General features: G+C 64.0%; 24 protein-coding genes and 1 tRNA gene. 13 read left to right on the top strand and 12 right to left on the bottom strand.

The window, feature by feature from the left end; translation table 11 throughout:
• Nucleotides 1-57 precede the first annotated feature (57 nt).
• From tyrS to RA19_RS07015, 4 genes are all read left to right on the top strand, one after another.
• A complete protein-coding gene (gene tyrS / locus RA19_RS07030) occupies nt 58-1,314 on the top strand; it encodes a tyrosine--tRNA ligase (protein WP_039160970.1) in 1,257 nt (418 codons plus the stop codon).
• Between the two features lie 524 nt (nt 1,315-1,838).
• Complete coding sequence (locus RA19_RS07025; RefSeq protein WP_039160969.1) at nt 1,839-2,768, top strand: GNAT family N-acetyltransferase; 930 nt, start codon at nt 1,839-1,841, stop codon at nt 2,766-2,768.
• Nucleotides 2,769-2,856: 88 nt separating this feature from the next.
• On the top strand, nt 2,857-3,612 hold the full coding sequence (locus RA19_RS07020) for an SDR family NAD(P)-dependent oxidoreductase (protein ID WP_039160968.1): 756 nt from the start codon (nt 2,857-2,859) through the stop codon (nt 3,610-3,612).
• 276 nt (nt 3,613-3,888) lie between these two features.
• Complete coding sequence (locus tag RA19_RS07015) at nt 3,889-4,443, top strand: sugar O-acetyltransferase (protein ID WP_039160966.1); 555 nt, start codon at nt 3,889-3,891, stop codon at nt 4,441-4,443.
• Nucleotides 4,444-4,587: 144 nt separating this feature from the next.
• Here RA19_RS07015 and RA19_RS07010 read toward each other — a convergent pair whose 3' ends face one another.
• From RA19_RS07010 to RA19_RS07000, 3 genes are all read right to left on the bottom strand, one after another.
• The gene (locus RA19_RS07010; RefSeq protein WP_039160964.1) at nt 4,588-6,396 is read right to left on the bottom strand and encodes an ABC-F family ATP-binding cassette domain-containing protein; all 1,809 of its coding nucleotides are present in this window, start codon (nt 6,394-6,396) and stop codon (nt 4,588-4,590) included.
• A 63-nt stretch (nt 6,397-6,459) separates the two neighbouring features.
• Nucleotides 6,460-7,206 (bottom strand): GNAT family N-acetyltransferase, encoded by a 747-nt coding sequence (locus RA19_RS07005; RefSeq protein ID WP_039160961.1) that lies wholly within the window; start codon nt 7,204-7,206, stop codon nt 6,460-6,462.
• Between the two features lie 63 nt (nt 7,207-7,269).
• Nucleotides 7,270-7,743: an outer membrane protein assembly factor BamE gene (locus RA19_RS07000; protein ID WP_039160959.1), complete on the bottom strand. Its 474-nt coding sequence runs from the start codon at nt 7,741-7,743 to the stop codon at nt 7,270-7,272.
• A 101-nt stretch (nt 7,744-7,844) separates the two neighbouring features.
• Here RA19_RS07000 and RA19_RS06995 point away from each other — a divergent pair, with 101 nt between their 5' ends.
• The 8 genes from RA19_RS06995 (at nt 7,845) to RA19_RS06960 (ending at nt 14,496) form a co-directional block, all read left to right on the top strand.
• Entirely contained in the window at nt 7,845-8,381 is a 537-nt protein-coding gene (locus tag RA19_RS06995; protein WP_039160958.1) for a YceD family protein, read from the top strand.
• 225 nt (nt 8,382-8,606) lie between these two features.
• On the top strand, nt 8,607-8,813 hold the full coding sequence (rpmF, locus tag RA19_RS06990; protein WP_008558107.1) for a 50S ribosomal protein L32: 207 nt from the start codon (nt 8,607-8,609) through the stop codon (nt 8,811-8,813).
• Nucleotides 8,814-8,850: 37 nt separating this feature from the next.
• A complete protein-coding gene (plsX, locus tag RA19_RS06985) occupies nt 8,851-9,963 on the top strand; it encodes a phosphate acyltransferase PlsX (protein ID WP_039160956.1) in 1,113 nt (370 codons plus the stop codon).
• Between the two features lie 17 nt (nt 9,964-9,980).
• Nucleotides 9,981-10,958: a beta-ketoacyl-ACP synthase III gene (locus RA19_RS06980; protein WP_039160954.1), complete on the top strand. Its 978-nt coding sequence runs from the start codon at nt 9,981-9,983 to the stop codon at nt 10,956-10,958.
• Between the two features lie 100 nt (nt 10,959-11,058).
• Nucleotides 11,059-11,361, top strand: coding sequence for an integration host factor subunit alpha (gene ihfA, locus RA19_RS06975; protein WP_008207184.1), 303 nt, complete (start codon nt 11,059-11,061; stop codon nt 11,359-11,361).
• 17 nt (nt 11,362-11,378) lie between these two features.
• Nucleotides 11,379-13,019: a MerR family transcriptional regulator gene (locus RA19_RS27355; RefSeq protein ID WP_082020472.1), complete on the top strand. Its 1,641-nt coding sequence runs from the start codon at nt 11,379-11,381 to the stop codon at nt 13,017-13,019.
• A 197-nt stretch (nt 13,020-13,216) separates the two neighbouring features.
• Nucleotides 13,217-13,293 (top strand) — tRNA-Pro (locus RA19_RS06965).
• Nucleotides 13,294-13,416: 123 nt separating this feature from the next.
• Entirely contained in the window at nt 13,417-14,496 is a 1,080-nt protein-coding gene (locus tag RA19_RS06960; protein ID WP_039160952.1) for a 2'-deoxycytidine 5'-triphosphate deaminase, read from the top strand.
• A gap of 71 nt (nt 14,497-14,567) precedes the next feature.
• Here RA19_RS06960 and RA19_RS06955 read toward each other — a convergent pair whose 3' ends face one another.
• Nucleotides 14,568-15,098, bottom strand: a complete 531-nt coding sequence (locus tag RA19_RS06955) for an Lrp/AsnC family transcriptional regulator (protein ID WP_039161632.1) — start codon at nt 15,096-15,098, stop codon at nt 14,568-14,570.
• 71 nt (nt 15,099-15,169) lie between these two features.
• On the opposite strand from RA19_RS06955, the gene RA19_RS06950 reads away from it, so the two are divergent.
• Nucleotides 15,170-16,321 (top strand): MFS transporter, encoded by a 1,152-nt coding sequence (locus tag RA19_RS06950; protein WP_039160950.1) that lies wholly within the window; start codon nt 15,170-15,172, stop codon nt 16,319-16,321.
• Here RA19_RS06950 and RA19_RS06945 read toward each other — a convergent pair.
• The 8 genes from RA19_RS06945 to RA19_RS06910 form a co-directional block, all read right to left on the bottom strand.
• Nucleotides 16,296-16,484, bottom strand: coding sequence for a hypothetical protein (locus tag RA19_RS06945; protein WP_039160948.1), 189 nt, complete (start codon nt 16,482-16,484; stop codon nt 16,296-16,298). The two genes, RA19_RS06950 and RA19_RS06945, sit on opposite strands and share 26 nt — an antisense overlap.
• A 142-nt stretch (nt 16,485-16,626) precedes the next feature.
• Nucleotides 16,627-17,319 (bottom strand): SMC-Scp complex subunit ScpB, encoded by a 693-nt coding sequence (scpB, locus tag RA19_RS06940; RefSeq protein WP_446720264.1) that lies wholly within the window; start codon nt 17,317-17,319, stop codon nt 16,627-16,629.
• A complete protein-coding gene (locus RA19_RS06935) occupies nt 17,319-18,113 on the bottom strand; it encodes a segregation and condensation protein A (protein WP_039160946.1) in 795 nt (264 codons plus the stop codon). Before RA19_RS06935 ends, scpB begins: the two co-directional genes overlap by 1 nt.
• Nucleotides 18,106-19,110, bottom strand: coding sequence for a beta-N-acetylhexosaminidase (gene nagZ, locus RA19_RS06930; RefSeq protein ID WP_039160943.1), 1,005 nt, complete (start codon nt 19,108-19,110; stop codon nt 18,106-18,108). The genes RA19_RS06935 and nagZ overlap by 8 nt, the downstream gene beginning before the upstream one ends.
• Before the next feature lie 125 nt (nt 19,111-19,235).
• Nucleotides 19,236-20,420 (bottom strand): SPOR domain-containing protein, encoded by a 1,185-nt coding sequence (locus RA19_RS06925; protein WP_039160940.1) that lies wholly within the window; start codon nt 20,418-20,420, stop codon nt 19,236-19,238.
• Nucleotides 20,421-20,560: 140 nt separating this feature from the next.
• Nucleotides 20,561-22,306 carry an arginine--tRNA ligase gene (gene argS / locus RA19_RS06920; protein WP_039160938.1) on the bottom strand — a complete coding sequence of 582 codons (1,746 nt, stop codon included), beginning with the start codon at nt 22,304-22,306 and terminating at the stop codon, nt 20,561-20,563.
• A 160-nt stretch (nt 22,307-22,466) separates the two neighbouring features.
• On the bottom strand, nt 22,467-22,805 hold the full coding sequence (locus RA19_RS06915) for a YciI family protein (protein WP_052261685.1): 339 nt from the start codon (nt 22,803-22,805) through the stop codon (nt 22,467-22,469).
• Nucleotides 22,802-23,101 carry a YciI family protein gene (locus RA19_RS06910; protein ID WP_039160936.1) on the bottom strand — a complete coding sequence of 100 codons (300 nt, stop codon included), beginning with the start codon at nt 23,099-23,101 and terminating at the stop codon, nt 22,802-22,804. Before RA19_RS06910 ends, RA19_RS06915 begins: the two co-directional genes overlap by 4 nt.
• Nucleotides 23,102-23,232 lie beyond the last annotated feature (131 nt).

Below are 23,232 nucleotides of genomic sequence, written 5' to 3'. Positions count from 1 at the left end.
AACCGGCGCCAATGCGATTTATAGGGCATGGTGCAAAACCATAGACCGAGGCATGTTATGACCTACACACCGAAATCGGATTTCGTCGCAGTCATGATGGAACGCGGGTTCCTCGCGGACTGCACCGATTATCAGGGCCTGGACGAGGCTCTGCTGCAAGGTGTGCGCCCGGCCTATATCGGCTTTGACGCAACAGCGAAATCGCTGCACGTCGGCTCGCTGATCCAGATCATGATGCTGCGCTGGTTCCAGAAGACAGGCCACCAGCCGATCACCCTGATGGGCGGCGGCACCACCAAGGTGGGCGACCCCTCCTTCCGCGCCGACGAACGCCCGCTGCTGGACGAAGCCGCGATCAACGACAATATCGCAGGCATCAAGAAGGTGTTCTCGGCCTATATCGACTATGACACCGACGCGCCAAACAAGGCGCTGATGCTCAATAACGCCGAATGGCTGGACGGGCTGAACTACCTGGAATTCCTGCGCGACATCGGCCGCCATTTCTCGGTCAACCGGATGCTGTCGTTTGAGAGCGTGAAATCGCGCCTCGACCGCGAGCAGTCGCTGTCGTTCCTTGAATTCAACTACATGATCCTGCAGGCCTATGACTTCCTGGAGCTGAACCGCCGCTACGGCTGCATCCTGCAGATGGGCGGCTCGGACCAATGGGGCAATATCGTCAACGGCATCGACCTGACCCGCCGGGTGCTGGAGAATGAGATTTACGGCCTCACTTCGCCGCTGCTGACCACCTCGGACGGCAAGAAGATGGGCAAATCCCAGGACGGCGCGGTCTGGCTCAACGCCGAAATGCGCAGCCCTTATGAATTCTGGCAGTTCTGGCGCAACACTACTGATGCCGACGTGGGCCGTTTCCTGAAGCTCTACACCGAGCTGCCGGTCGAGGAATGCGAGCGCATTGGCGCCCTGCAGGGGTCTGAGATCAACGAAGGCAAAGTGATCCTCGCCAATGAGGTGACCAAGCTGCTGCACGGTGCAGATGCGGCGGCAGCGGCCGAAGCCACCGCGCGCGAAGTCTTCGAGAAAGGCGGCGTCGGCGACGACCTCCCGACCCTCAGCCTCACGCCTGCCGACCTGGGCGACGGCATCTCGATTGTCCAGCTGATCGTGAAGTCCGGCCTCGCGAAATCCGGCAAGGACGCCAAGCGCCTGATCAGCGAAAACGGCGCCAGGATCGACGACCAGCCGCTGACCGACGCAGGCCTGATGATCGACGCAGGTGCTCTGTCCTCGCCGATCAAGCTGAGCGCAGGCAAGAAACGCCACGCGCTGGTGCGGCTGGACGGCTGATCCATCAGACAGGAAAGGGTAATGAGGAGCCCCCGCGCTCCTCTTTCTTTTTCCAGCGATGGCTCCCGCCCATTCCAGCTGCATCGAAGATGAAGCTTCATGGTTAGGCCAATCAGGCTGGCCCTGGGTCAAGGGCCGCATCTGCGGCCGTGCGCAGCACGGTTTACCCTTGAGGCAGGGAAAGCCGGTTAGCACTTGAAATGGCGCCTTAAGGGCAAACCGGCCCTTAAGCGCTTCTCAGCTAAGCCTTGCGCCGCGCAGCGGCGCCCGGCCCAAGGCCGCATAAAGGTGCATTGGCACCGCCAATGCGCCTGCGGGCGCGGGAGCTTCCCTGCCGTGCCTCAGAACAGCAGCACGTCCAGCAGTGTCAGCAGTACAAACACCGGCACCGACAGCCCAACCGCAGCCAGCAGCGCCGCTGCCTTGGTCATCCGCGGTGCCGGGGCAGATTGCCCCATAATTTGAATCGATTTTTTCATACCCCCATTAACCGCCATTTAGGTTTCCAGTCCGTAAATAGGACCATGTTCGATCTCACCCCCGCCGATGCCATGCCCCGCCCTGCCAGCAGCACCGAACCGCCCCGCGCCCTGCAGCAAACGCCGGAGTTCACCCGTGCCCTTCAGGCCTGCGGGCAGAAACCGCTTCTGCTGGACGCTCTGAAGGACACGGTTGTGCTGCAGCGCCGCTTTGCCGGCGGCTTCACCGCGGCAATGGTCAACCGCGCGCCCATCAGCAAACCGCTGCGCCTGCTGGAACTGCTGCAGGAAAAGGGCCTGCGCCGCACGCCGGTGATTCTGTCGCCGGAGACGCCTGCGCCGGAGCTTGCCCGTTGCGGCGCCGTTCCGCTGATGAGCCCGGCATCGGTGGCGATGCTGGATCTCACCCCGGGCCTGGACCAGCGCCGTGCCGCGCTGCATCAGAAATGGCGCAACCGGCTGAAACATGGCGCAGCGCAGAACCTGCGCCTGACACGTCAGAACCTGCCCAACGACCCCGGCCATTGGCTGTTCCAGGCCGATGCCCGGCAGCAGACCAGCCGCGGCTACCGCAGCTGGCCGCTCGCTCTGACCCTGGCTTATGCCCGGGAGAACAAGGGCCAGGCCAAACTGTTCCAGGCCTTCGACGGCAGGGACCCTGCGGCCGCCATCCTGATCCTCACACATGGCCAGGGCGCCACTTACCACATCGCCCATGCCACTGCCCGCGGCAAACAGCTCAGCGCCCATAACCTGCTGATGTGGGAGGCCATGTCCTGGCTCGCGGCCAAGGGCATCACCCGGCTTGATCTTGGCTTGGTCAATACCGAGGACGCCCCCGGCCTCGCCCGCTTCAAACTCGGCACCGGCGCGCAGCTCCACCGCCTGGGCGGCACCTGGGGCTACTGGCCGCCGCTCGGCCGCCTGCTGCGGCCCCTGGCGGCGCTGGACAGCAAGCTGATGGCGCCCGCCTGATCGGCCGCGACGCCCCGTCCCGCTGGACAGGCGCCGCCCGCCCGCATTATATGAACACATGTTCATATAACCGGGAGGAGCCCCGCTCATGAAACTTGCAGACACAGCTGCCGTAATCACCGGCGGCGCCTCCGGCCTTGGCGAAGCCACCGCCCGCTACTTTGCGGAACAAGGCGCCCAAGTGACGATCCTGGACCGCGACGCTGACCGCGGCGCCTCGGTAGCGCAAGAGATCGGCGGGCATTTTGCCCAGACCGATGTGACCAGCGAAGACTCGGTCGCTGCCGCTATCACCCATGCGGCCGCGAAAATGGGCAGAATCACCGCCTGTGTGAACTGCGCAGGCATCGCCATCGGCGCCAAAACCGTGGGCAAGGACGGCCCCCATCCGCTCGACGCCTACAAGCGCACCATCGACATCAACCTGGTCGGCACTTTCAACGTCGCCCGCCTCGCAGCCGTGGAAATCGCCAAGAACACCCCCGAAGACGACGGCGCCCGCGGCGTGATCATCAACACGGCCTCCATTGCAGCCTTCGACGGGCAAAAGGGCCAGGCCGCCTATGCGGCTTCCAAGGGCGGCGTTGCCGGCATGTGCCTGCCGATGGCGCGCGATCTTGCTTCCTCCGGCATCCGGGTGATGACCATCGCCCCCGGCATCTTCATGACCCCGATGCTGGCCGGCCTTCCGGAAGAGGTGCAGCAGCAGCTCGCCGCCGATGTCCCCAACCCGGCCCGCCTGGGCGATCCGCGCGAATACGGCCGCCTGGCCGGCTTCATCGTCGAGATGGGCTACCTGAACGGCGAGGTCATCCGCATCGACGGTGCACTCCGCATGCGGTGATCCCCTTCCGCTGGTTGCGGGTCAAGGGCGGCGCAGCCGCCGTGCGCAGCACGGTTCACCCTTGACGCGCAACCAGCAGCACACACTCGGACAAGTGCCTTCAGGGCATACCTGCCCCTGAAGCGCTTCTCAGCAATCCCTCAGCGCCGCGCAGCGGCGCCCGGCCCAAGGCCGTACAAAGGCGCCTTGGCGCAGCCAAGACGCCTGCGGGCGCGGGAGTTCCTGGCAATTGACAATCCCGCCAGCCATCCCTTCACTCCTGACCAGGAGGCCCCGATGACCAAAACCGAACGGCAGAAAATGCAGGCAGGCGAATGGTACTGTTGCCTTGACAGCGAACTGGCAGCGTTGCGCCACCAGGCGCGGGTTGCGGTGCACCAGCACAATATGGCGCCTCCTGACCCGGCGGAAAACCTCAGCCCTGCCCTGGCGGCTCTCTTTGCCGCCCACGGTGGAAACTGCATGGTCGAGGCGCCTTTCCACTGCGCTTACGGCATCAACATCCGCCTCGGCCGCAACGTCTATCTGAACGCGGGCTGCACAATTCTCGACACGGCATCTGTCACCATCGGTGACGGCAGCATGCTGGGTCCGAATGTGCAGATCTACTGCGCGCAGCACCACAAGGACAGGGCACTGCGGGCTCGGGGACTGGAAATCGCCTATCCTGTCACCCTGGGCCAGGATGTCTGGATCGGCGGCGCTGCCATCCTGATGCCCGGCGTCACTATCGGCGACGGTGCCATCGTCGGAGCAGGCGCTGTGGTGACCAAAGACGTTCCAGCCGGAGCAACCGTAACCGGCAATCCAGCCCGCCTCCCGGACCGGTAAGCCGGCGCTGGCACCAGCGCACTGCGCGGTTACCTTCAGTTAGGTTTTCCTGATAACTTACAAATATTTACGGCAATATCTTTGACCAAATGTTTCGCGTGCGAAACATTTGGTCAGCCTGGCTGCCCTATTTGCAAGACGGCTTCAGCCGCCAGCCTTTTCCTCCAGCTCCAGCCATTCCTCTTCGGCCGCCGCCAGCTTCTCCTGCCGTTCCACCAGTGCTTCTGTCGCCTTCTTGAACTTGACCGGCTCGCGGGTGAACAGCTCAGGATCCGCCATCAGCTCCTGCAGCTTGCCGATCTCGGCTTCCAGCCGCTCGATCTCGGCAGGCAGTGCCTCCAGCCGGTGCTTCTCCTTGAAGCTCAGACCATCCTTCGGCTGGGCCTCCTGCTTTGCTTTCGGCTTGGCAGGCTTCACCTTCTCGGGCTTGGCCGCAGTTTCCAGCGGCCCGCGCTGCGCGATGTAGTCGCTCCATCCGCCGGCATAAGCGGTGGCCTTGCCGTTGCCTTCCATCGCAATTGTCGTGGTCGCCACCCGGTCCAGGAAATCCCGGTCGTGGCTCACCAAGAGCACGGTGCCGTCGTAATTGTCCAGCAGCTCCTGCAAGAGGTCCAGTGTCTCTACATCCAAATCGTTGGTGGGTTCATCGAGCACCAGCAGATTCGAGGACCGCGCCATCAGCCGCGCTAGCAAGAGCCGCGCCTTCTCGCCACCCGACAAGGACCGCACCGGCGCGCGCGCCTGGCGTTCGTCGAACAGGAATTCCTTGAGGTAGCCCACCACGTGCTTTGGCTGGCCGCGCACCATCACCTGATCCGCCTTGCCGGAAATCCCCAACAGCGGATCCGCGGTCAGATTCTCCCACAAGGTCGAATCGCCATCCAGCTGATCGCGGGTCTGGTCGAACAGCGCAATCTCCAGGTTGGTGCCCAGCTTCACCGCGCCGGCATCCGGGTCTTCCATGCCCAGCAGCATCTTCAGCAGCGTTGTCTTGCCCGCGCCATTGGGGCCGACAAAGGCCACCCGGTCGCCGCGCTGCACCTTCAGTGAGAAGTTCTGCACAATCGGCTTGCCGCTGAACGCCTTATCCAGCCCCTCCGCCTCGATCACCTTGCGGCCCGATTTCGGCCCCGCCTCCAGCGCCATCTCAGCCGTGCCCTGGCGCTTGATCTGCGCGGAACGCTCCGCCTTCAGATCCTGCAGCGCCCGCACCCGGCCCATGTTGCGCTTGCGCCGGGCCGAGATGCCTTCCACCGCCCAGCGGCTTTCCGACTTGATCAGCCGGTTCAGCTTGTGGCGCTGCTGGTCTTCCTCGTCCCAGACCTTGTCGCGCCAGGCCTCGAAATGCTCAAACCCTTTTTCCTGCCGACGCACCTCACCGCGGTCGACCCACAGCGTTGCCCGGGTCAGCGCCCGCAGAAACGCCCGGTCGTGCGAGATCAGCACAAAAGCCGCGCGGGTGGCCTTCAGCTCATTTTCCAGCCAGGTGATCGCTTCGATATCCAGGTGGTTGGTCGGCTCGTCCAGCAGCATCAGATCCGGTGCCTCAGCCATCAGCTTGGCCAGCGCCGCCCGCCTCCGCTCGCCGCCGGACGCGGTCTCTACGGGGCGTGCGGGGTCAAACTTCAGCCCTTCGCCCGCGCGCTCAACCTTGTACAGCTCCCCCGGCTCCAGCCCGCTGGAGGCAAAATCGCCCAGCGTGGCAAAGCCTTCCATCTTCGCGTCCTGCTCCATGTAACCCACCGACTTGCCCGGCGGCACAACAATCGAACCCTGATCCGCTTCGACAAGCCCTGCCATCACCTTCATAAGGGTGGATTTTCCTGAGCCGTTCCGGCCCACCAGCGCCACCCGGTCACCGGGCTGCACCACCAGTTCAAGATCCGCGAAAACCGGGTTGCCGCCGAAGGTCAGCGAGATACCGGACATCTGCAAAAGAGGAATACGTGCCATGCCAGCCAGCTACCCCGGCAGCAGAAACGCGTCAACGCTCCCTTTTCATCTTGCCGAAAATACTCATTTCCCGCCGGCTACCGCCCGCAGCAGGCGTTTGCGTGCCGGGGGAATCGCACCGATCTCCAGCCCGGTGAACACATGCAGGGTGTCCATATGGGTGTCGACCACTGCATGATCACTGACCCAGCCGCCCATCAGCAGATAAGTCCGCAACAGCGGCGGCATCTGCTGCATTGCCTTCTTCGCATCCGGCTTGCGCCGCTGCAGAGCCCCAAAACGGACCACATCGGGCGCCCTCACCCGCGGCAGCCAGCGCTTGGGGGCCAGGTACTGATCCCTGAGCATCGCAAACGCGTCCACATAGACCTCGGCCGAGGTGCCCGCAAAAGACGAGCAGCCAAACAGCAGCTGCACCCCGCGGGCATCAACCATGGCCGTCAGTGCGCCCCAGGCAATGCGCAGGATGTCGGGATCGCTGCGGTCCGGGCGGATGCAAAACCGGCCCATCTCTGCCATCCGGCCCTGAAACGCCTGCAAGCCGCTCAAGTCGTAGAACTGAGCTGAATAGCTGCCCTCGAGACCGCCGCCGCCCTCCAGCAGCAAAAGCCGGAAGCAGCAAACCAGGGTGCCGCTGACGGTGTCCTCAACCAGCACATGGCTGCAGGCTGCGTCAAATGCGTCGCAATCAGGAGCTTCAGTGCGGAAACAGAGGCTGCGCAGCTTCTGGGCTTCAGCCAAATCCTGCGCGCCTGCGGCAAGGCGGGCGCGGTAGCGCCCCTTGCTCAACAAGATGTCCGGCAGCGCCATGGCGGTCTCCCCGTATTCCGGATCCCCCCTAGCAACGGCGCTGCGACGGCCCGGCGAAGCGGCTTACTGATTGTCGAGGAACTGGCCCGGGCCAAAGTTGCCAAGGTTGCCCAGCAGCTGACGCAGGAAGGTATTGTCTTGTACGCCGGAACTGGTCACCCGGCGCTCCAAAGGCACCACCTTGCCGTCTTCAAGGCTGAAGCGCTCGATCCCCTGCACCACGCCCTGAGCATCAAAGCTGATTGCAACCAGATCCCGCGCCACCGGCTTGGGCGCAGTGGCACCATAGTGACGGAAACGTGTGGCCACATAGTAGTAGCCGCTTTCGTTCAGCACCCCGGTCGAGGAAGGGATACCAATGCTCTCGGCCACCGAATCCCGCGTGTCGATCCCGGGCACCACTTCCGCCAGCTGGTCCGGCGTAGGCACATACCCGTGCTTGCGATAGGTCGAAGAGCAGGCCGCCAGCGCCAGCCCGGCAACTGCAAATACCGCACCTCGCAGAATGGCCTTGGAATGAAACCGCTTTGCAAACATGACTGCCCCCCAGTCTGCCGCCGCAATGTGCGGCTTGAATACGTCTTTGAACCCGATTACCTAATGACCGCTTCCGGTTCAAGAAACGAAAGTTCCCTAACATGTCTGAGAGCACAGCCTTGCGGGTTGCGGATTTGCCGCAAAACAGCCCGACCGCCTTTGAAATTGCCCCTGACAAGGAGGAACTGGCCGCGCTTGCGGCGGAACTAGGGCTGAACGCCCTGCGCAAGCTTCGCTTCAATGGCGAGATCAAGGCCCGCGGCAAACGCGATTGGCAGCTGACCGGCGAACTGGGCGCTACCGTAGTACAGGACTGCGTGGTGACGCTGGAACCGGTGACCACCCGGATCGACGAAAAAGTAGCCCTGACCTTTCTGGCAAACTTTGAAACACCGGAAGGCAGTGAAGTGGAAATGCCCGAAGACGACAGCACCGAGGCGCTTGGCACTCACATCGACCCGGGCGCGGTGATGGTTGAAGCACTGGCACTGCATCTGCCCGCCTACCCGCGCAAAGACGGCGCCGAGCTGGGTGAAGCGGTTTACGCTGAACCCGGCGTGGCACCGATGCGGGATGAGGATGCGCGCCCCTTTGCGGGCCTCGCGGCATTGCGCGGCCAGTTGAAAGATGAGCAGTAAACCGGTTTTTTCGCACATGCGGAAATTGCATCTGGCCTGCGGCGCCACGCTGCCTTAAAAAACGCCTTGCGCCGCCGGAGATTCGCAGTATTTTCGCGCGCTCATCGGAATTTTTGGTTGGACAATGTTTGGGCAGGCGCCTAAACGCACGTCAGACCGAGCGAACACGAATGCAATCCAGCCGCGGGGATGGCCCCAAGGCCCCAAACAGACAAAGGTTGAGACATGGCCGTCCAACAGAACAAAGTATCCAAATCGCGCCGCAACAACCGCCGCGCGCACGATGCACTGGTTGCTGCGAACCCCAACGAATGCGGCAACTGCGGCGAGCTGAAGCGCCCGCACCACGTGTGCCCCTCCTGCGGCCACTACGACGATAAAGAAATCGTCGCGGCTGCAGACGAGATCGAGATCGATGAGGACGCGGCGTAAGCCACGGACAGGATCCTGATGCCAGGCAGGCTTTCGCATGACGGGTAAACCCGATCAAAATCAGGCAGAAGCCGGCCGCATCACTATTTCTGTTGACGCCATGGGCGGAGACGCCGGCCCTGCTGTTGTAGTGGCCGGCATTGCCATGTCTGCCGAAAAGAACCCGGACATCGGATTCATCCTGCACGGCCCTGCCGAGCAGTTGAAGCCGCTGGTCGCAAAAAAGCGTGTCCTGGAAGGCCGCGTCGAGATTCGCGACGTGCGCGATGTGGTCACCATGGAGGACAAACCCTCCCAGGTGATGCGCAACGGCAAGGGCACCTCGATGTGGTCCGCGCTGGACGCCGTCAAGAACGGCGAAGCCGGCGGCGCGGTCTCCTGCGGCAATACCGGCGCGCTGATGGCGCTGTCGATGCTGCGGCTGCGCAAGCTGCCGGGCGTCAACCGGCCCGCCATTGCCATCCTGTGGCCCTCGCTCAACCCGCAGGGCTTCAACGTGATGCTGGATGTCGGCGCCGATGTGAAAGCGGATGCCGAGGACTTGCTGCAATACGCCCTGATGGGCACCTCCTATGTGCGCAATTCGATGGACATCACCCGCCCCCGGGTCGGACTGCTGAACGTCGGCACCGAGGAGCACAAAGGCCGGGCTGAGCTGAAAGAGGCCTTTGGGCTGATTTCAGACAATGCCGCGAAGTCTAACTTCGACTTTGTCGGCTTTGTTGAAGGCAGCGATATTCCCGGCGATATCGCAGATGTGATCGTGACTGACGGTTTCACCGGTAACGTTGCGATCAAGACCGGCGAAGGCACTGCCAGCCTGATGCGCACCGCTTTGCGTGAGGCGTTCCAGTACTCCTTCCTGTCAAAGATCGCCGCGCTGCTGGCCGTTACCTCGTTGAAACGGCTGTCAAAACGCATGGACCCGCGGCGGGTGAACGGCGGCGTGTTCCTGGGCCTCAACGGCACAGTGGTGAAATCCCACGGCGGCGCCGATGCCACCGGCATTTCAGCAGCAGTAAAGCTCGCTTTCCGGCTGGCCCAGCATGGTTTTGCCGAAAAACTGGCTGCGCGGGTTGCATCTGCCGGCGCGGCTCCCCAAGATGAGAACGCCTCCCGCGAACTGCGGACGGCCACTGAAAAAGACTAAAGCAAGGCAGGCACCGGATGACGCGACGCGCGGTAGTTGTTGGCACTGGCCATTATCTCCCCGAACGGGTTGTTGAAAACGCGGAATTCGAAGCCATGCCCGAGCTGGATACGACGGATGAATGGATCCGCACCCGCTCAGGCATCGAACGCCGCCATTTCGCCGCCGAGGGAGAGACCACATCAGACATGGCCGCCAAGGCTGCTGAAGGCGCTTTGGCGGATGCAGGGCTGACGGCTGATGATGTGGACGCCATCGTTGTGGCGACCTCCACCGCCGATCTTACCTTCCCTTCCGCAGCCACCATGGTGCAGGCCAAGCTGGGCATGACCAAGGGCTTTGCCTTTGACGTGCAGGCGGTCTGCGCAGGCTTTGTCTATGCGCTCAGCAACGCCAACGCGCTGATCGCTTCGGGCCAGGCCGAGCGGGTGCTGGTGATCGGCGCCGAGACGTTCAGCCGGATCATGGATTGGACCGACCGCACCACCTGCGTGCTGTTCGGCGACGGCGCCGGAGCGCTGCTGCTGGAAGCGCAGGAAATGCCTGGCACCAACAAGGACCGCGGGATTCTGTCGACCGATCTGAATTCGGACGGCCGCTACAAGGATCTGCTGTATGTCGACGGCGGCGTGTCGACCAATTCGACCGGCCATCTGCGCATGCAAGGCAACCAGGTGTTCCGCCACGCAGTCGAGAAACTCGCCTCCACCGCGAATACCGCGCTGGACCGCGCAGGCCTCAGCGCCGGCGATGTCGACTGGATCGTGCCGCATCAGGCCAACATCCGGATCATTCAAGGCACCGCCAAGAAAATGGGCCTGAGCATGGACAACGTGGTGGTAACCGTGCAGGATCACGGCAACACCTCCGCTGCCTCCATTCCGCTGGCCCTGTCGGTCGGCAAGGCGCGCGGCCAGATCAAAGAAGGCGACCTGATCGTGACCGAAGCCATCGGCGGCGGTCTCGCATGGGGCGCTGTTGTGGTGCGCTGGTAACCCTGCGCCCAAATCTCCGCCCGAATTCCCCCGCGCAATTCATTGATATTGACAGGGAATTTCCCCGCGCCCTATGCTTTGGCAAACAACGGGGATTGGTATGGGCGAAAAAACACTGACGAGAATGGATTTGAGTGAAGCAGTTTTCCGGGAAGTCGGCCTGTCGCGCAATGAAAGCGCTCAGCTGGTGGAAAGCATGCTGCAGCATATGTCGGATGCCCTGGTGCGCGGTGAACAGGTGAAAATCTCCTCGTTCGGCACCTTCAGCGTAAGGGACAAGTCAGCCAGGGTCGGGCGCAACCCGAAAACCGGCGAAGAAGTGCCGATCCAGCCGCGCCGCGTGCTGACCTTCCGGCCCTCCCACCTGATGAAAGACCGCGTGGCAGACGGCAACCGTAAGTAAACGGGACCTACTGAGCCATGTCAAAATCACCGGACGCCTTCCGCACCATTAGTGAAGTTGCGGAGTGGCTGGGCGTGCAGGCGCATGTTCTGCGCTTCTGGGAGAGCAAATTCACCCAGGTCAAGCCTGTGAAGCGCGCCGGCGGGCGGCGCTATTACCGGCCCGCGGATATGCAGCTGCTGGGCGGTATCAAAAAGCTGCTGCACGACGACGGGCTGCCGATCAAGGACGTGCAGGCGATGCTGCGCGAGCATGGCGCGGCTCATGTCGCGGAATTCTCGCACCCGCTGGATGCCGTTGCCGAAGAGCCTGCAGTCAAGGTGCCCCCGGCGGACAAGCTCGGCGACGACTGGCAAAGCTCGCTGGATCTGGTGCAGGATGAAACCGAACAGGACCAAGCCTTTCTGCAGGCCGGAAACGGCGCTTCCCGCGCTGACAATGTCGTCGGCTTCCCGCAGCAGTCCGCTGCAGCCGCGGATCCCAAACCGGCAGCGGAAGAGCCGCAAATGCGGATGGACCTGAACCCTCCGGCTCCATCCGGCGGTGCGGAACAGCTTCAGGGCGAAGCTCCTGAACCCGGGCAGCCCGCGCCTGACACGGTTGCCGCTGGCCATCCCGAAGCCCCTGCTGTGGCGGACGAATCGCCGGCAGCCCCCGAAACCCCTGTTGCCGAAGCCGAACTTGCGCCTGCTTCTGCGGCGTCCGAACACCCGGAAGCCGCGGCAGCAGAGCCGCCGGCCCCGGTCTGGGCGGATTCTCCGGCAGAACCTGCTGCGGAGGCTGCTGCCGATCAGTTTTCCCCGTCTGAGGCGGGAGCCTCCGAAGAGGAAGCCCTGGCTGAGCCTGAGCCTCTGATGCCATCCGCGGAATTCGGGTCCGATTCTGAATCCGATACTGAATCAGATCCGGATGCAGTGCCGGAACCGGAAGCCATTGCTGAACCGGCGGCCCTGGCTGAGATGCCTGCCGAACTGGAGCAAGCTGCAGGCACGGATCCGCTTGCGGAGACCGAATCTGCCGCAGCCTTCGAGCCCGCTGCGGAGTTCGAACCTGCGGCAGAAGCAGAACCGGAGACAGACCCGGTCACCACCGCCGAACCGCTGGCTGGCGCCGAAACAGCAGCGGCAGCCGAGATGGCAGCCGACGAAGAGACAGCGCTTGCGGAAGATCTGACACCCGAACCGGTTTTAGAAGCGGAACCGGATACAGCGGCGGACCTGCCCCCGGCGGAGGACACTCTGGTGGCCGCTGCTGGGTTACAGCCTGAGGAGCCGATGGACTTTGGCACCGCAGCCGCCGATCCGTTGGCAAGCGGCCCGTCCGAACTGCCGGAGACAGAGCCTGAACCGGACACCGGCGGCCCTGCCCCATTCCCGCCGCATGATCTGGATGAGGCCGCCCGTCAGGTGGACGCGCTGGAATTTGCCTCAGGTTTCAAGAACGGCGAGGCTCCGGAGCCCGCCGGAGAGGCCGCAACAGAAAGCCCTGAAGATCTGGAACCCGCAGCAGCCCCCGTAGAGGCGCCGGCCGGGCCCGCACCGGTACAGCCCGGGGTTCTTGCGCACCTAGCGGTGCTGCGCAGCCTGCCGCTGCATTCATTGGCCGAAATCTCAGCCTGCGCCGAAGAGCTGCGGGCTTTGGCTGCACCTGAAGCTTGAGCAATCGGACCGGAATTCAGCACGAATTCCGGTCCGGACACCACTTTATTGCCAAGTGTTTTCCCGTGCCTCCAAGCGGAGGCAAATGGGGATTGTCTCCGTAACCGCTTCGGATGGCAGGATTTCTGCTAGTTGCTGCAAAAAATCTTGCTGCGCCCTCTTGCTCCTGCCGCGAAAACAGTTAGAAGGCTCTGCAACGGGCTATGGCGCAGCCTGGTAGCGCGTCCGTCTGGGGGACGGAAGGTCGCAGGTTCGAGTCCTGCTAGCCCGACCATATGAAAACGCCCGGGTGTTCATCACCCGGGCGTTTTCGTGTCCGGGAACCGTTTTGCCGATTGCGCAAGATATCCCGATAGGCCAGCATCGCCGCGGGAACCGGCGTGGAGGGGGACAGAAGATGACAGGCGTTTTGCCCAGCCAAACCATTGAAAAGATGCTCGATTGCGGTGAGATCACCGTCAGCGCGCCATTGGTGGAGGGACAGGTCCAGCCCGCCAGTCTTGATCTTCGGCTGGGGCATGTCGCTTACCGGGTGCGCGCGTCCTTCCTGGCCGGCCAGGGCAGCAGCGTCTCGGACCGCCTGAGCGAGTTTGAGATGCACCGGATTGACCTTACCGATGGGGCGGTGCTCGAAAAAGGCTGCGTCTATGTGGTGCCGCTGATGGAAAGCCTGGCCCTGCCGAAAGACGTGTCAGCGGCGGCAAATGCCAAAAGCTCCACCGGGCGGCTGGACCTTCTGACCCGCACCATCACTGACGGCGGCGAGGAATTCGACCGCATCAAGCCGGGCTATACCGGCCCGCTTTATGCCGAGATCTGCCCGCGGTCGTTTTCGGTGCTGGTACGTCCGGGCATGCGGCTGAACCAGATCCGCTTCCGCACCGGCCAGGCGGTGCTCAGCGATGCCGAGCTGAAGATGCTGCACGCAGGCACGCCGCTGGTGGATGGCGAAGCGGTGATCGAGGACGGTTTGGGCTTTTCTGTCGACCTGCGCCTGCCAGGCACCGACCTGGTGGGCTACCGCGCCAAGCCGCATACCGGTGTGATCGATCTGGACCGGATCGGGGAATACGACCCGCAGGAATACTGGGAAGAGGTGCGCACCAGCGATGGCCGCATCATCCTGGACCCCGGCGCCTTCTACATCCTGGTGAGCCGCGAGGCCGTGCATATCCCGCCCGCTTTCGCCGCCGAAATGGCGCCGTATCTGGCAATGGTGGGCGAATTCCGGGTCCATTATGCAGGGTTCTTTGATCCTGGGTTCGGGCATGATGCTGCTGGCGGCTCCGGCTCGCGCGGGGTGCTGGAAGTACGCTGCCACGAAGCGCCGTTTGTGCTGGAGCACGGCCAGGTGGTGGGGCGCTTGGTCTATGAGAAAATGGCCGAGGTGCCGGAACAGCTATATGGCGCGGGCATTGCCTCGAACTACCAGGGCCAGGGGCTGAAGCTGTCAAAACATTTCAAAACGCCGGGCTGAGCGCCCGGAACGGAGTGCGGCACCCGCCCCGTTAGCGGCGGGCGTGCGCTGCCGGGCCTTCGGCCGGGCGGCTACTTCACCGGCCCGCCGCCGGATAGTTCCCCGGTTGTCCCGGCCTGCACCGGCCTGTCCAGATGGGTGGAGAGCACCATATGGGTGCGGGTGCCGCGGACGCAGCCGACGTCATAGACCCGCGCCAGCAAGCCCTCCAGGGCCTTGGGCGAAGCCACGCGGACTTTGAGAATCAGATTGGCGTCTCCGGCGGCGCTGTGGATTTCCTCCAGCTCGGGCATCTGCTGCAGCGCCAGCAGATCAGTGGTCACCCCCCAGCCTTCAGTCTCCACATGGATGAAAGCCAGCAGAGGCTTTCCCACCGCGGCGCCATCAAGCCGGGCAACCGTGGCCTCAATCGCGCCGGAGGCGCGCAGCCGCTTCACCCGCTCGTGCACAGCAGGAGCTGACAGGCCGACCTCCCGCCCGATGGCGGCATAGGAGAGTGTCGCATCACTGCTGAGCGCGCCTAATATTCTTCGGTCCAAGGCGTCCAGCACCCGGGCAGACGCGCCGCTTTTCCGAACCTCATCTGTTTCTTTCTTGGCCATCTCCGCCCACCCTTCACAGAACACCATTCAGCACATAGCAAATTTACCTGAACAAACTTCAAGGTAAACCCATGCGAACTCCGATTTTGATCCTGATGAGCGCGATTGGCGTGATTGGCGCGAACTCCCTGCTGCTGTCGCCGGTGGTGACGGCGGTGAGCGAAACGCTGAACGCCACCACCGCAGAGGTGATGCGCGCGGCCAGCGCCTATGGGCTGGGAGTCGCGGCAGCAGCGCTGCTATTGGCGCCGCTTGGGGACCGCTTCGGCGCCGGGCGGCTGATGCGGGCGGCGATGCTGCTCCTGGCGGCCGGGCTGATGGCGAGCGCTTTGGCCCCGGATACCTGGACACTAATGGCAGCACAGGCCGTCTGCGGCCTGGCTGCAGGCGCCGCCCTGCCCTCGATCTACACGCTGGCTATGGTGATTGCCCCCAAGGGCCGTGAAGCGCGGGTGCTGGGTTTGGTCCTGTCGGGCTGGACAGTGTCGATGGTGCTGGGGGTGAGTGTGAGCGCCTGGGCCACCGACCTGGCGGGCTGGCGGGCCGTCTACGGGGCGCTGGCGGGCATTGCACTGCTCCTGTGGGGCGCGGCTGTATCCCTGCGCGGGGCGGGCAGCCCCAGCGGCAGGGCAACCTCGCCGCTGACAGCGCTGCGGGTGCCGGGGATATTCCGCGGGCTGCTGTCGGCGGCCCTGCTGATGATGGGGTTTTACGGCAGCTATTTCTTCACCGGTGCCCATATCACCCAGGCGCTGGGATTGACCACCACCCAGGCCGGGCTGCTGCCGCTGCTGTACGGCATCGGCTTCGGGCTCGCGGTGCTGCTGGACCCACTCTTGGACCGGCTGGGGCTGGCACGCGCGACGGCGCCGGTTCTTTTGATCATTGCTGCCAGCTATGTGCTGCTGGCGGTTGCGGCACCATATTTTGCACTGCTGCTGGGCGCCGCCCTGGTCTGGGGCGTGTTCCAGCATCTTGGCCTCAACCTGCTGGTGGCGCGGCTGACCGCTTTGGATCCGTCCCAGCGCGGCGCCATCATGGGGCTCTACAGCACCGTGACCTATCTGTGCGTCTTTGCAGCGCCCTTTACCGGCAGCCTGCTGTTCGCGGGATGGGGGCTGGCCGGGTGCCTGGCGCTTTCAGCGCTCCTGGCGCTTGGCGCAGCAGCTGAAGCCCTGTCGCTGCGCCGCAAGCCGGTCAGCCCTGACGGCGCCCCGGCTTGACCGAAGGGATGCGCGAGCGTCCTGCGTGCTGAACAGGCGCGCTTCCCTGCTCCGGACGCTTGCCGCGTTTGGCCACCGCATTGATGCCGGCATTCACACCGGCATTGACTGCGCGGCTGACCAGCTTGCGCAGCACCATGTTGATGACCCAGTTGATGTTCATTGTCTCAGCCCCGTCTGCTGCCTGCCCGGTATCCCCGGTATGTTAAACCGAGATTAAGACAATTCCGGGGCGCATCACACGCCCGGCACCGGAAAGCCGCGGTCACATTGCTGTAATGAGAGCGCACCGCGGCGAAAGGGCATCACTCCTCGAAGAGTTCCGCCTGTTCCTCCGGCTCGTCCCCGTCGTCATCGCCTTGCCCCATCGGCAAGGCGCCCGGCGGCGGCCGGTTCTCCAAGAGGCCCGCGGCGCGCAGCTCCTTGAGGCCCGGCAAGTCGCGGGCGCTTTCCAGTCCGAAGTGGTCGAGGAAATCCGGCGTCACCACAAAGGTCACCGGGCGGCCTGGCGTCATCCGGCGGCGGCCCAGGCGGATCCAGTCCATCTCCATCAGCTGGTCGATGGTGCCGCGCGAGACCGAAACACCGCGGATCTCTTCGATCTCAGTGCGGGTCACCGGCTGGTGGTAGGCGACAATGGCCAGGGTCTCGATCGCGGCGCGGCTGAGCTTGCGCAGCTCGGTGGTTTCCTTCTGCATCAGAAATCCAAGGTCCGGCGCGGTGCGGATCGCCCAGGCATCGCCCAGACGCACGACACGCACGCCGCGCCCCTCGTAGCGCTTGCGCAGATGTTCCAGCGCCTCGCGCGGGTTGCATCCCGGCGGCAGGCGGCCTTCCAGATCGCGCAGGGTCACCGGCTCGGCGCTGGCAAACAGCACCGCTTCGACCATGCGTTCCTGCTCCGCCATCGGCGGCGCGTCGAACAGGGTGTCGTTTTCGGTCCGGCCCGAGGTGTTCCGCCCCGATGTGTTATGGCCGTCCATGATCTGGTCTTCCATCAATGGTCCTCGTCGAGGCTGCGCAGCTGAATGGGCGCAAATGTTTCGCTCTGGCGCAGTTCAAGCTTGCCTTCCTTGACCAGCTGCAGCGAGGCGGCAAAGGTCGCCGCGGTCGCCGAGCGGCGCTTCACGGGGTCGCTGTGCCAGCCATCGGGCAGATAGCTGATCAGGTCGGTCCAATCGCCGGTAAAGCCCAAGAGGTGGCGCATCCGGTCCAGCGCCTCCTCCATGGTGAAAACCGAGTCGCGGTCCATCACGAAGGGGCGGAAATCATCCTTGGTGCGGATTCGGGCATAGGCCTGCATCAGGTCCAGCAGGTTGGCGGTATAGGTAACGGTCTTGATCCGGGCGACGGTCTCAACCTCGCCGCGGGCAAAGAAATCGCGGCCCAGCCGGTCGCGCGCCATCAGCCGCGCAGAGGCGTCGCGCATCGCCTGCAGGCGCTCCAGCTGGAACGCCAGATGCGCGGCCAGTTCCTCGCCCGAGGGACCCTCTTCCTCCGGGTCCGGCGGCAGCAGCAGGCGCGATTTCAGGAAGGCGAGCCAAGCGGCCATCACCAGGTAGTCCGCGGCCAGCTCGATCCGCAGCTCCTTGGCCTTTTCGACAAAGGTCAAATACTGCTTGGCCAGCTCAAGCACCGAGATCTTGCGTAGGTCCACTTTCTGGGTGCGCGACAGCGTCAGCAGCAGGTCAAGCGGGCCTTCGAAGCCGTCCACGTCCACGATCAAAGCCTCGGCCGCCAGCCGCTGCTCTACCGTTGAATCCGCTTCCGAAAAAAGTGTCTGCTCAGCCATACACCTGCCCGCCCATGAGGCCGGCAAGTTCTCTTTCAGCGCCCAGAATGTCAAGGGGAGCGGGCTGTGTGCGTGCCGCCAAAGCGCGGTCTGCGCGGGTCTGCGCTGCCTCTGTCATTGTACCTGCGGCATCCGCCACACTGATGCGCTCTTGCAGTGTGGCATTGCACAAGAGGACCACATCGCAGCCCGCCGCAATCGAGGCGCGGGCGTTGTCCTCCAGCGAGCCTTCCATCGCCTTCATCGAAATGTCATCGGTCATGATCAGCCCGTCAAAGCCGATACGCTCGCGGATCAGCCGCATCATGACCGGCGAGGTGGTGGCGGGACGGTCGTCATAGGCCTCATAGACCAGATGCGCAGTCATCCCCAGCGGAAGATCGTTCAGAGCCTGAAAAGCGGCAAAATCGTTCTGCTCCAGCGTCACAGGGTCGGTGGCCACATGCGGCAGGTCCAGGTGGCTGTCAGCGGTGGCGCGGCCGTGGCCAGGGATATGCTTCAGCACCGGCAGCACGCCGCCGTCCAGATGCGCCGTGGCCACGGCGCGGGCAATGCGGGCCACCACCTCGGCACTGGTGCCGTAGCAGCGGTTCTTCAGAAATGGGTGGGTTTCGGCACAAGCCACATCGGCAATCGGTGCACAGTTACTGTCGATCCCCAAGGTGCGCAATTCGTGGGCGATCAGCCGGTAGCGCAGATACATCGCGCGCACCGCATCTTCGCCAGCCAGCTGGACATGGTCCAGCGGCGGGCGCCATTCCCGCGCCAAAGGCGCCAGCAGGCGCTGCACCCTGCCCCCTTCCTGGTCTATGGTAATGGGGCAATTTCGGCCCACAGCCTCGCGGAAATCGCCGCAAAGCGCCTGGATCTGCTCAACGTCGTCCAGATTGCGGGCAAACAGGATGAAGCCAAACGGGTCGGCATCGCGGAAAAACGCCTTTTCATCGGCCGTCAGGCGCAGCCCTTCGGCGTCGAGAATGGTGGCTCCGTAGGTCATGCTGGCTCCCTGCTGTTCGCGCCCCCGGATGCCTTGCGGACCGGCCGGCGCCTGCCCCCGCGGGGGACGGGGCGGCGCGGCCCGGCGTTGCCGCCGGGCAATGCGAAAGTCTGCACGCGGTTCTGTTACCGGGTGGTTACCGGAATGCAGTCGGCATTGCCAGCCACCAGCGCCGAGCAGAAGCGGCGGGCGTCCGACAGGCCGGCAAAGCCCATGGCGCGCAGCCGGTAAAAGGTGCGGCCGCCGCTTTCCGCGCGCTGGATCACCCGCTGCTTGCTGCCAAGATAGTCGGGGAAGCGGGCTTGGATACGGTCCCATTCGGCGCGCGCCACCTCCGGGCTCTCATAGGCGCCAAGCTGCGCCAGGCGGGTACCTGCCGCAAGGGTTGCCGGATCCACATCCACGGTTGCCGCAGATGCTGCCGGTGCGGCTGCGGCCGGAGCAGGGCTGAACCGTGCGGGCCGGGCTGATGGCCGCAGCGAGACCCGCACCCCGGGTGCATTCAGCAGCGCCGGAGAGACGGCCGCAGCCGAAATCACCGGCTGCAGCGGCTCGGGCTGCACGATCGCAGGTGCGGGTGCGGAGACCGGCACCGCAGCGGACACTTCCTCAGCCTCGCGCGCCAGTTCCGCCACCAGCGCATCGATATCGCCGTTCTGGAAAGAGGCCACGGCCTCTTCGCTGATCCCTGCTGCTGCGGGGGCCGCAGGCTCGGCCGGCGCCGCGGGCAGCTCTGCCGGGGCCGATTCCGCCGCCAGCTGCGGCAGCGGCTTGTCATCGTCCGTCAATTCGATGGCGGCGGGCGCCAGGGTCAGCCGGTCGGCAGGCGCTTCGGCGCTGCCTTTTGCGGCAACTGCGTTCACCGCCAGCCCCTGGTGGTCGGCCTGGGTACCGCCCGGGTTGGCGGGCTGCTCGCGCATCGGCCCTTCGGCCGCGCGCACCACCGGCACACCGCTGACATCGCGCATCACCAGCTTATAGCCCCAGAAACCAACACCTGCGACCAGTGCTACCGAAGCCGCCGCGCCCAGCAGGCTCAGGGACTTGGAGAACCGCGCCTTCAGGCTTGCCGGAGCAGCAGTATAGGCTCCGTAGCCCTGATCCTCATGGCTCTGGCCCTCAGACTGATAGCCGTAAGCGGGATTTTCATAGCCATAGGCCGGTTCAGCTCCCGGCCCGGTGTAATGCTGGCCGCCATAGGTTTGGCCGGAATGCTGCTGACCGTAGGGCTGTTCCGCAGCAGAGCCCTGTTCCTGACCATTGCCGCCAGTATAGGCGTGCCCCTGGCCCGCCTGCGCAAAATACGCCATTTCCGCCTCACTGCCCGGATTGGCAGCGCCAGGATTCGGCGCTGTACCCAGGTCTCTTGAACTGCCTCAGTCCGGCGGAATGCGCGATTTATGCTGGTAAAGCGACCCCTGCCCCCTGCGGGAGCTGGCACCGCCTCCGGTTATCGCATCTCTTCTGCCGGTTTGACGCCAAGAATACCAAGACCTGCAGAAATGACAACGGAAACGGCCTTGGCCAGCGCCAAATTCGCATGTGTTGCCGATTGGCTGCTCTCGTTAACAAATCGTAAACCTTCGTTCGATTTGCCGAGGTGGTAGAGCCCGTGCAGCTCGGAGGCGAGATCGTAGAGATAGAAGGCCACCCGGTGCGGTTCATGGGTACGGGCGGCGATTTCCACCTGGCGCGGCCATTCGGCCAGCTTCTTGGCCACCGCCAGCTGCGCCGGGTCTGCGATCAGTCCCAGATCGGCAGCTGCAAGGGTGGCGTCATCCGCGGCAATCCCCTGCTCATGCGCCTTGCGCAGGGTCGAGCAGATCCGGGCATTGGCGTATTGCACATAGAACACCGGGTTGTCCTTGGACTGCTCCAGTGCCTTGTCGAGGTCGAAGTCGAAACCCTGGTCATTCTTGCGGGTGAGCAGCATGAAGCGGGTCACATCTGCGCCCACCGCATCGACCACGTCGCGCAGGGTGACAAAGGTCCCTGCCCGCTTGGACATCTTGAATTCCTGGCCGTCCTTGAACAGCTTCACCAGCTGGCAGAGCTTGATGTCGAGCGGCACCTTGCCGTCGGACAACGCCGATACCGCCGCCTTCATCCGCTTGACATAGCCGCCATGGTCGGCACCGAAGATGTCGATCAGCTCATCAAAGCCGCGCTCCACCTTGTCATAGTGATAAGCGATGTCCGGTGCGAAATAGGTCCAGGAGCCATCGGATTTCTTCACCGCCCGGTCGACATCGTCGCCGTGGTCAGTGGATTTGAACAGGGTCTGCTCGCGCGGCTCCCAATCGTCGGGCTTTTTGCCCTTCGGCGGCTCCAGCACGCCCTGGTAGATCAGCCCCTTGGCTTCCAGCGCGGCCAGGGAGGCTTCGATCTTGCCGGTGCCGTAGAGGGATTTCTCCGAGTAGAACACATCCATCTCAATGCCCAGCTGGGCCAGATCCTCGCGGATCAGCTCCATCATTGCATCGGTGGAGAACAGACGCACGTCGGCCAGCCAGACATCTTCGGGCTGGTCCAGATAAGCGTCGCCCACCTTTTCCTTCAGTGCCTGCCCCACGGGAACCAGATAGTCGCCGGGATAGGTGCCGTCGGCAAAGGCGATCTCCTGGCCGTGCGCCTCAAGGTAGCGCAGGTAGACCGAGCGCGCCAGCACGTCGACCTGGCCGCCGCCGTCGTTGATGTAGTATTCGCGGGTGACGTCATAGCCGGCATAGGCCAGCAGCGACGCCAGCGCGTCGCCGAAGACCGCACCGCGGGTGTGGCCCACATGGAGCGGGCCGGTCGGGTTGGCGGAGACATATTCCACGTTCACCCGCTTGCCGTCGCCCATGGCGGAGCGGCCGAAATCCGTGCCTGCGTCCAGGACCGATTTCAGAACCCCCTGCCAGATGCCCGGCGCCAGCCGCAGATTCAGGAAGCCCGGGCCTGCGACCTCAGCCGAGGTGATCCGCTCATCAGCAGCCAGTTTCGCGGCCAGCGCTTCAGCAATGTCGCGCGGCTTCATCCTGGCAGGCTTGGCCAGCACCATCGCCGCATTGGTCGCCATGTCGCCATGGGCGGCATCGCGCGGCGGCTCCACAGCGACATTGGCAAAGTCGAGCCCCTCGGGCAGCACGCCTTCGCCGGTCATGGCGGTCAGGCTGTCAATCACAAGCGAGCGGATATCGGTAAAGAGGTTCATATCTGGCGTCCCATATGTTCAGGACTGCGGATACCTAGGCCCGCAGGCAGGGTCAACAGGATTGCAGGGGCAGCCCCGGCGCTAGGTGCAGCACGCCGGGGAATTCTATTGACCGGCCAGCACTTCGCCCCATCAAAACGCCGCTAGCGCGGCATATGCCTCACAGAACCGCAGTCTGGTCTTCCAGGATCTTGCCCCAGGTGAAAATCTCGTAGGAACGGAAGGCGGGCACATAAAACGGATCGCCGTGGATCAGATGCTCCACCTCTATCCGGTCCTCGGCCTCGACAATCCACAGCGCCCCGCAGAAATCTCCCTCGGGATCCGGTTTCAGCCCGCCGCCGATCCGGAGTTCGGGATGATCCTGCACATAGGCCACATGGGCATCGCGCCGCGCTTTGTCGGCCCGGACATCCATCATCGCGGGGGCATCGCGGAACATCACTGCCCAGCGGGTCAGCGCGGTTGCGGATTTGCGGGTTCCCTGAGGGGCATTCATGACAGCATTCCCTGGATGGCCGAGGCGGTGCCCCATTCGGTGATTTTGTAGCTCCGCAAGGAGGCGACGTAATAGGGATCCTGCAGGATCAGCCGCTCCACGTCCTGCCGGGTCTCCGCTTCCACATTCCAGATCGCACCGGGAAAGTCCTGCATCGGCCGCATCGCCAGCGCGCCGCCGATCTGAAGCTCAGGCCGCGACCGTACAAAGGCGATATGCGCCTCGCGGCGTTTTTTGTCGCCGCGCACCCGGTCCATCTCAGGCTTGTCTGTGAATGTAACGGTCCAGCGTGCCATGGCTTTCCCCTTGGTATCCTCCCCGCGCCTTAACGCCGATGCCTGCCTGCGTCATAGGGCCAGATGATAGCACGGCTTACGGCCAATTCCCCCATTTGCAGAATCACACCTGCTGCCTGCCCCCTCTTCCC

It is taken from the genome of Leisingera sp. ANG-M1 (assembly GCF_000813745.1).
Classification (GTDB): Bacteria; Pseudomonadota; Alphaproteobacteria; order Rhodobacterales; family Rhodobacteraceae; genus Leisingera.
Note: the sequence above shows the minus strand (reverse complement) of the source record. Positions and strands in the feature narration are given on the sequence as shown.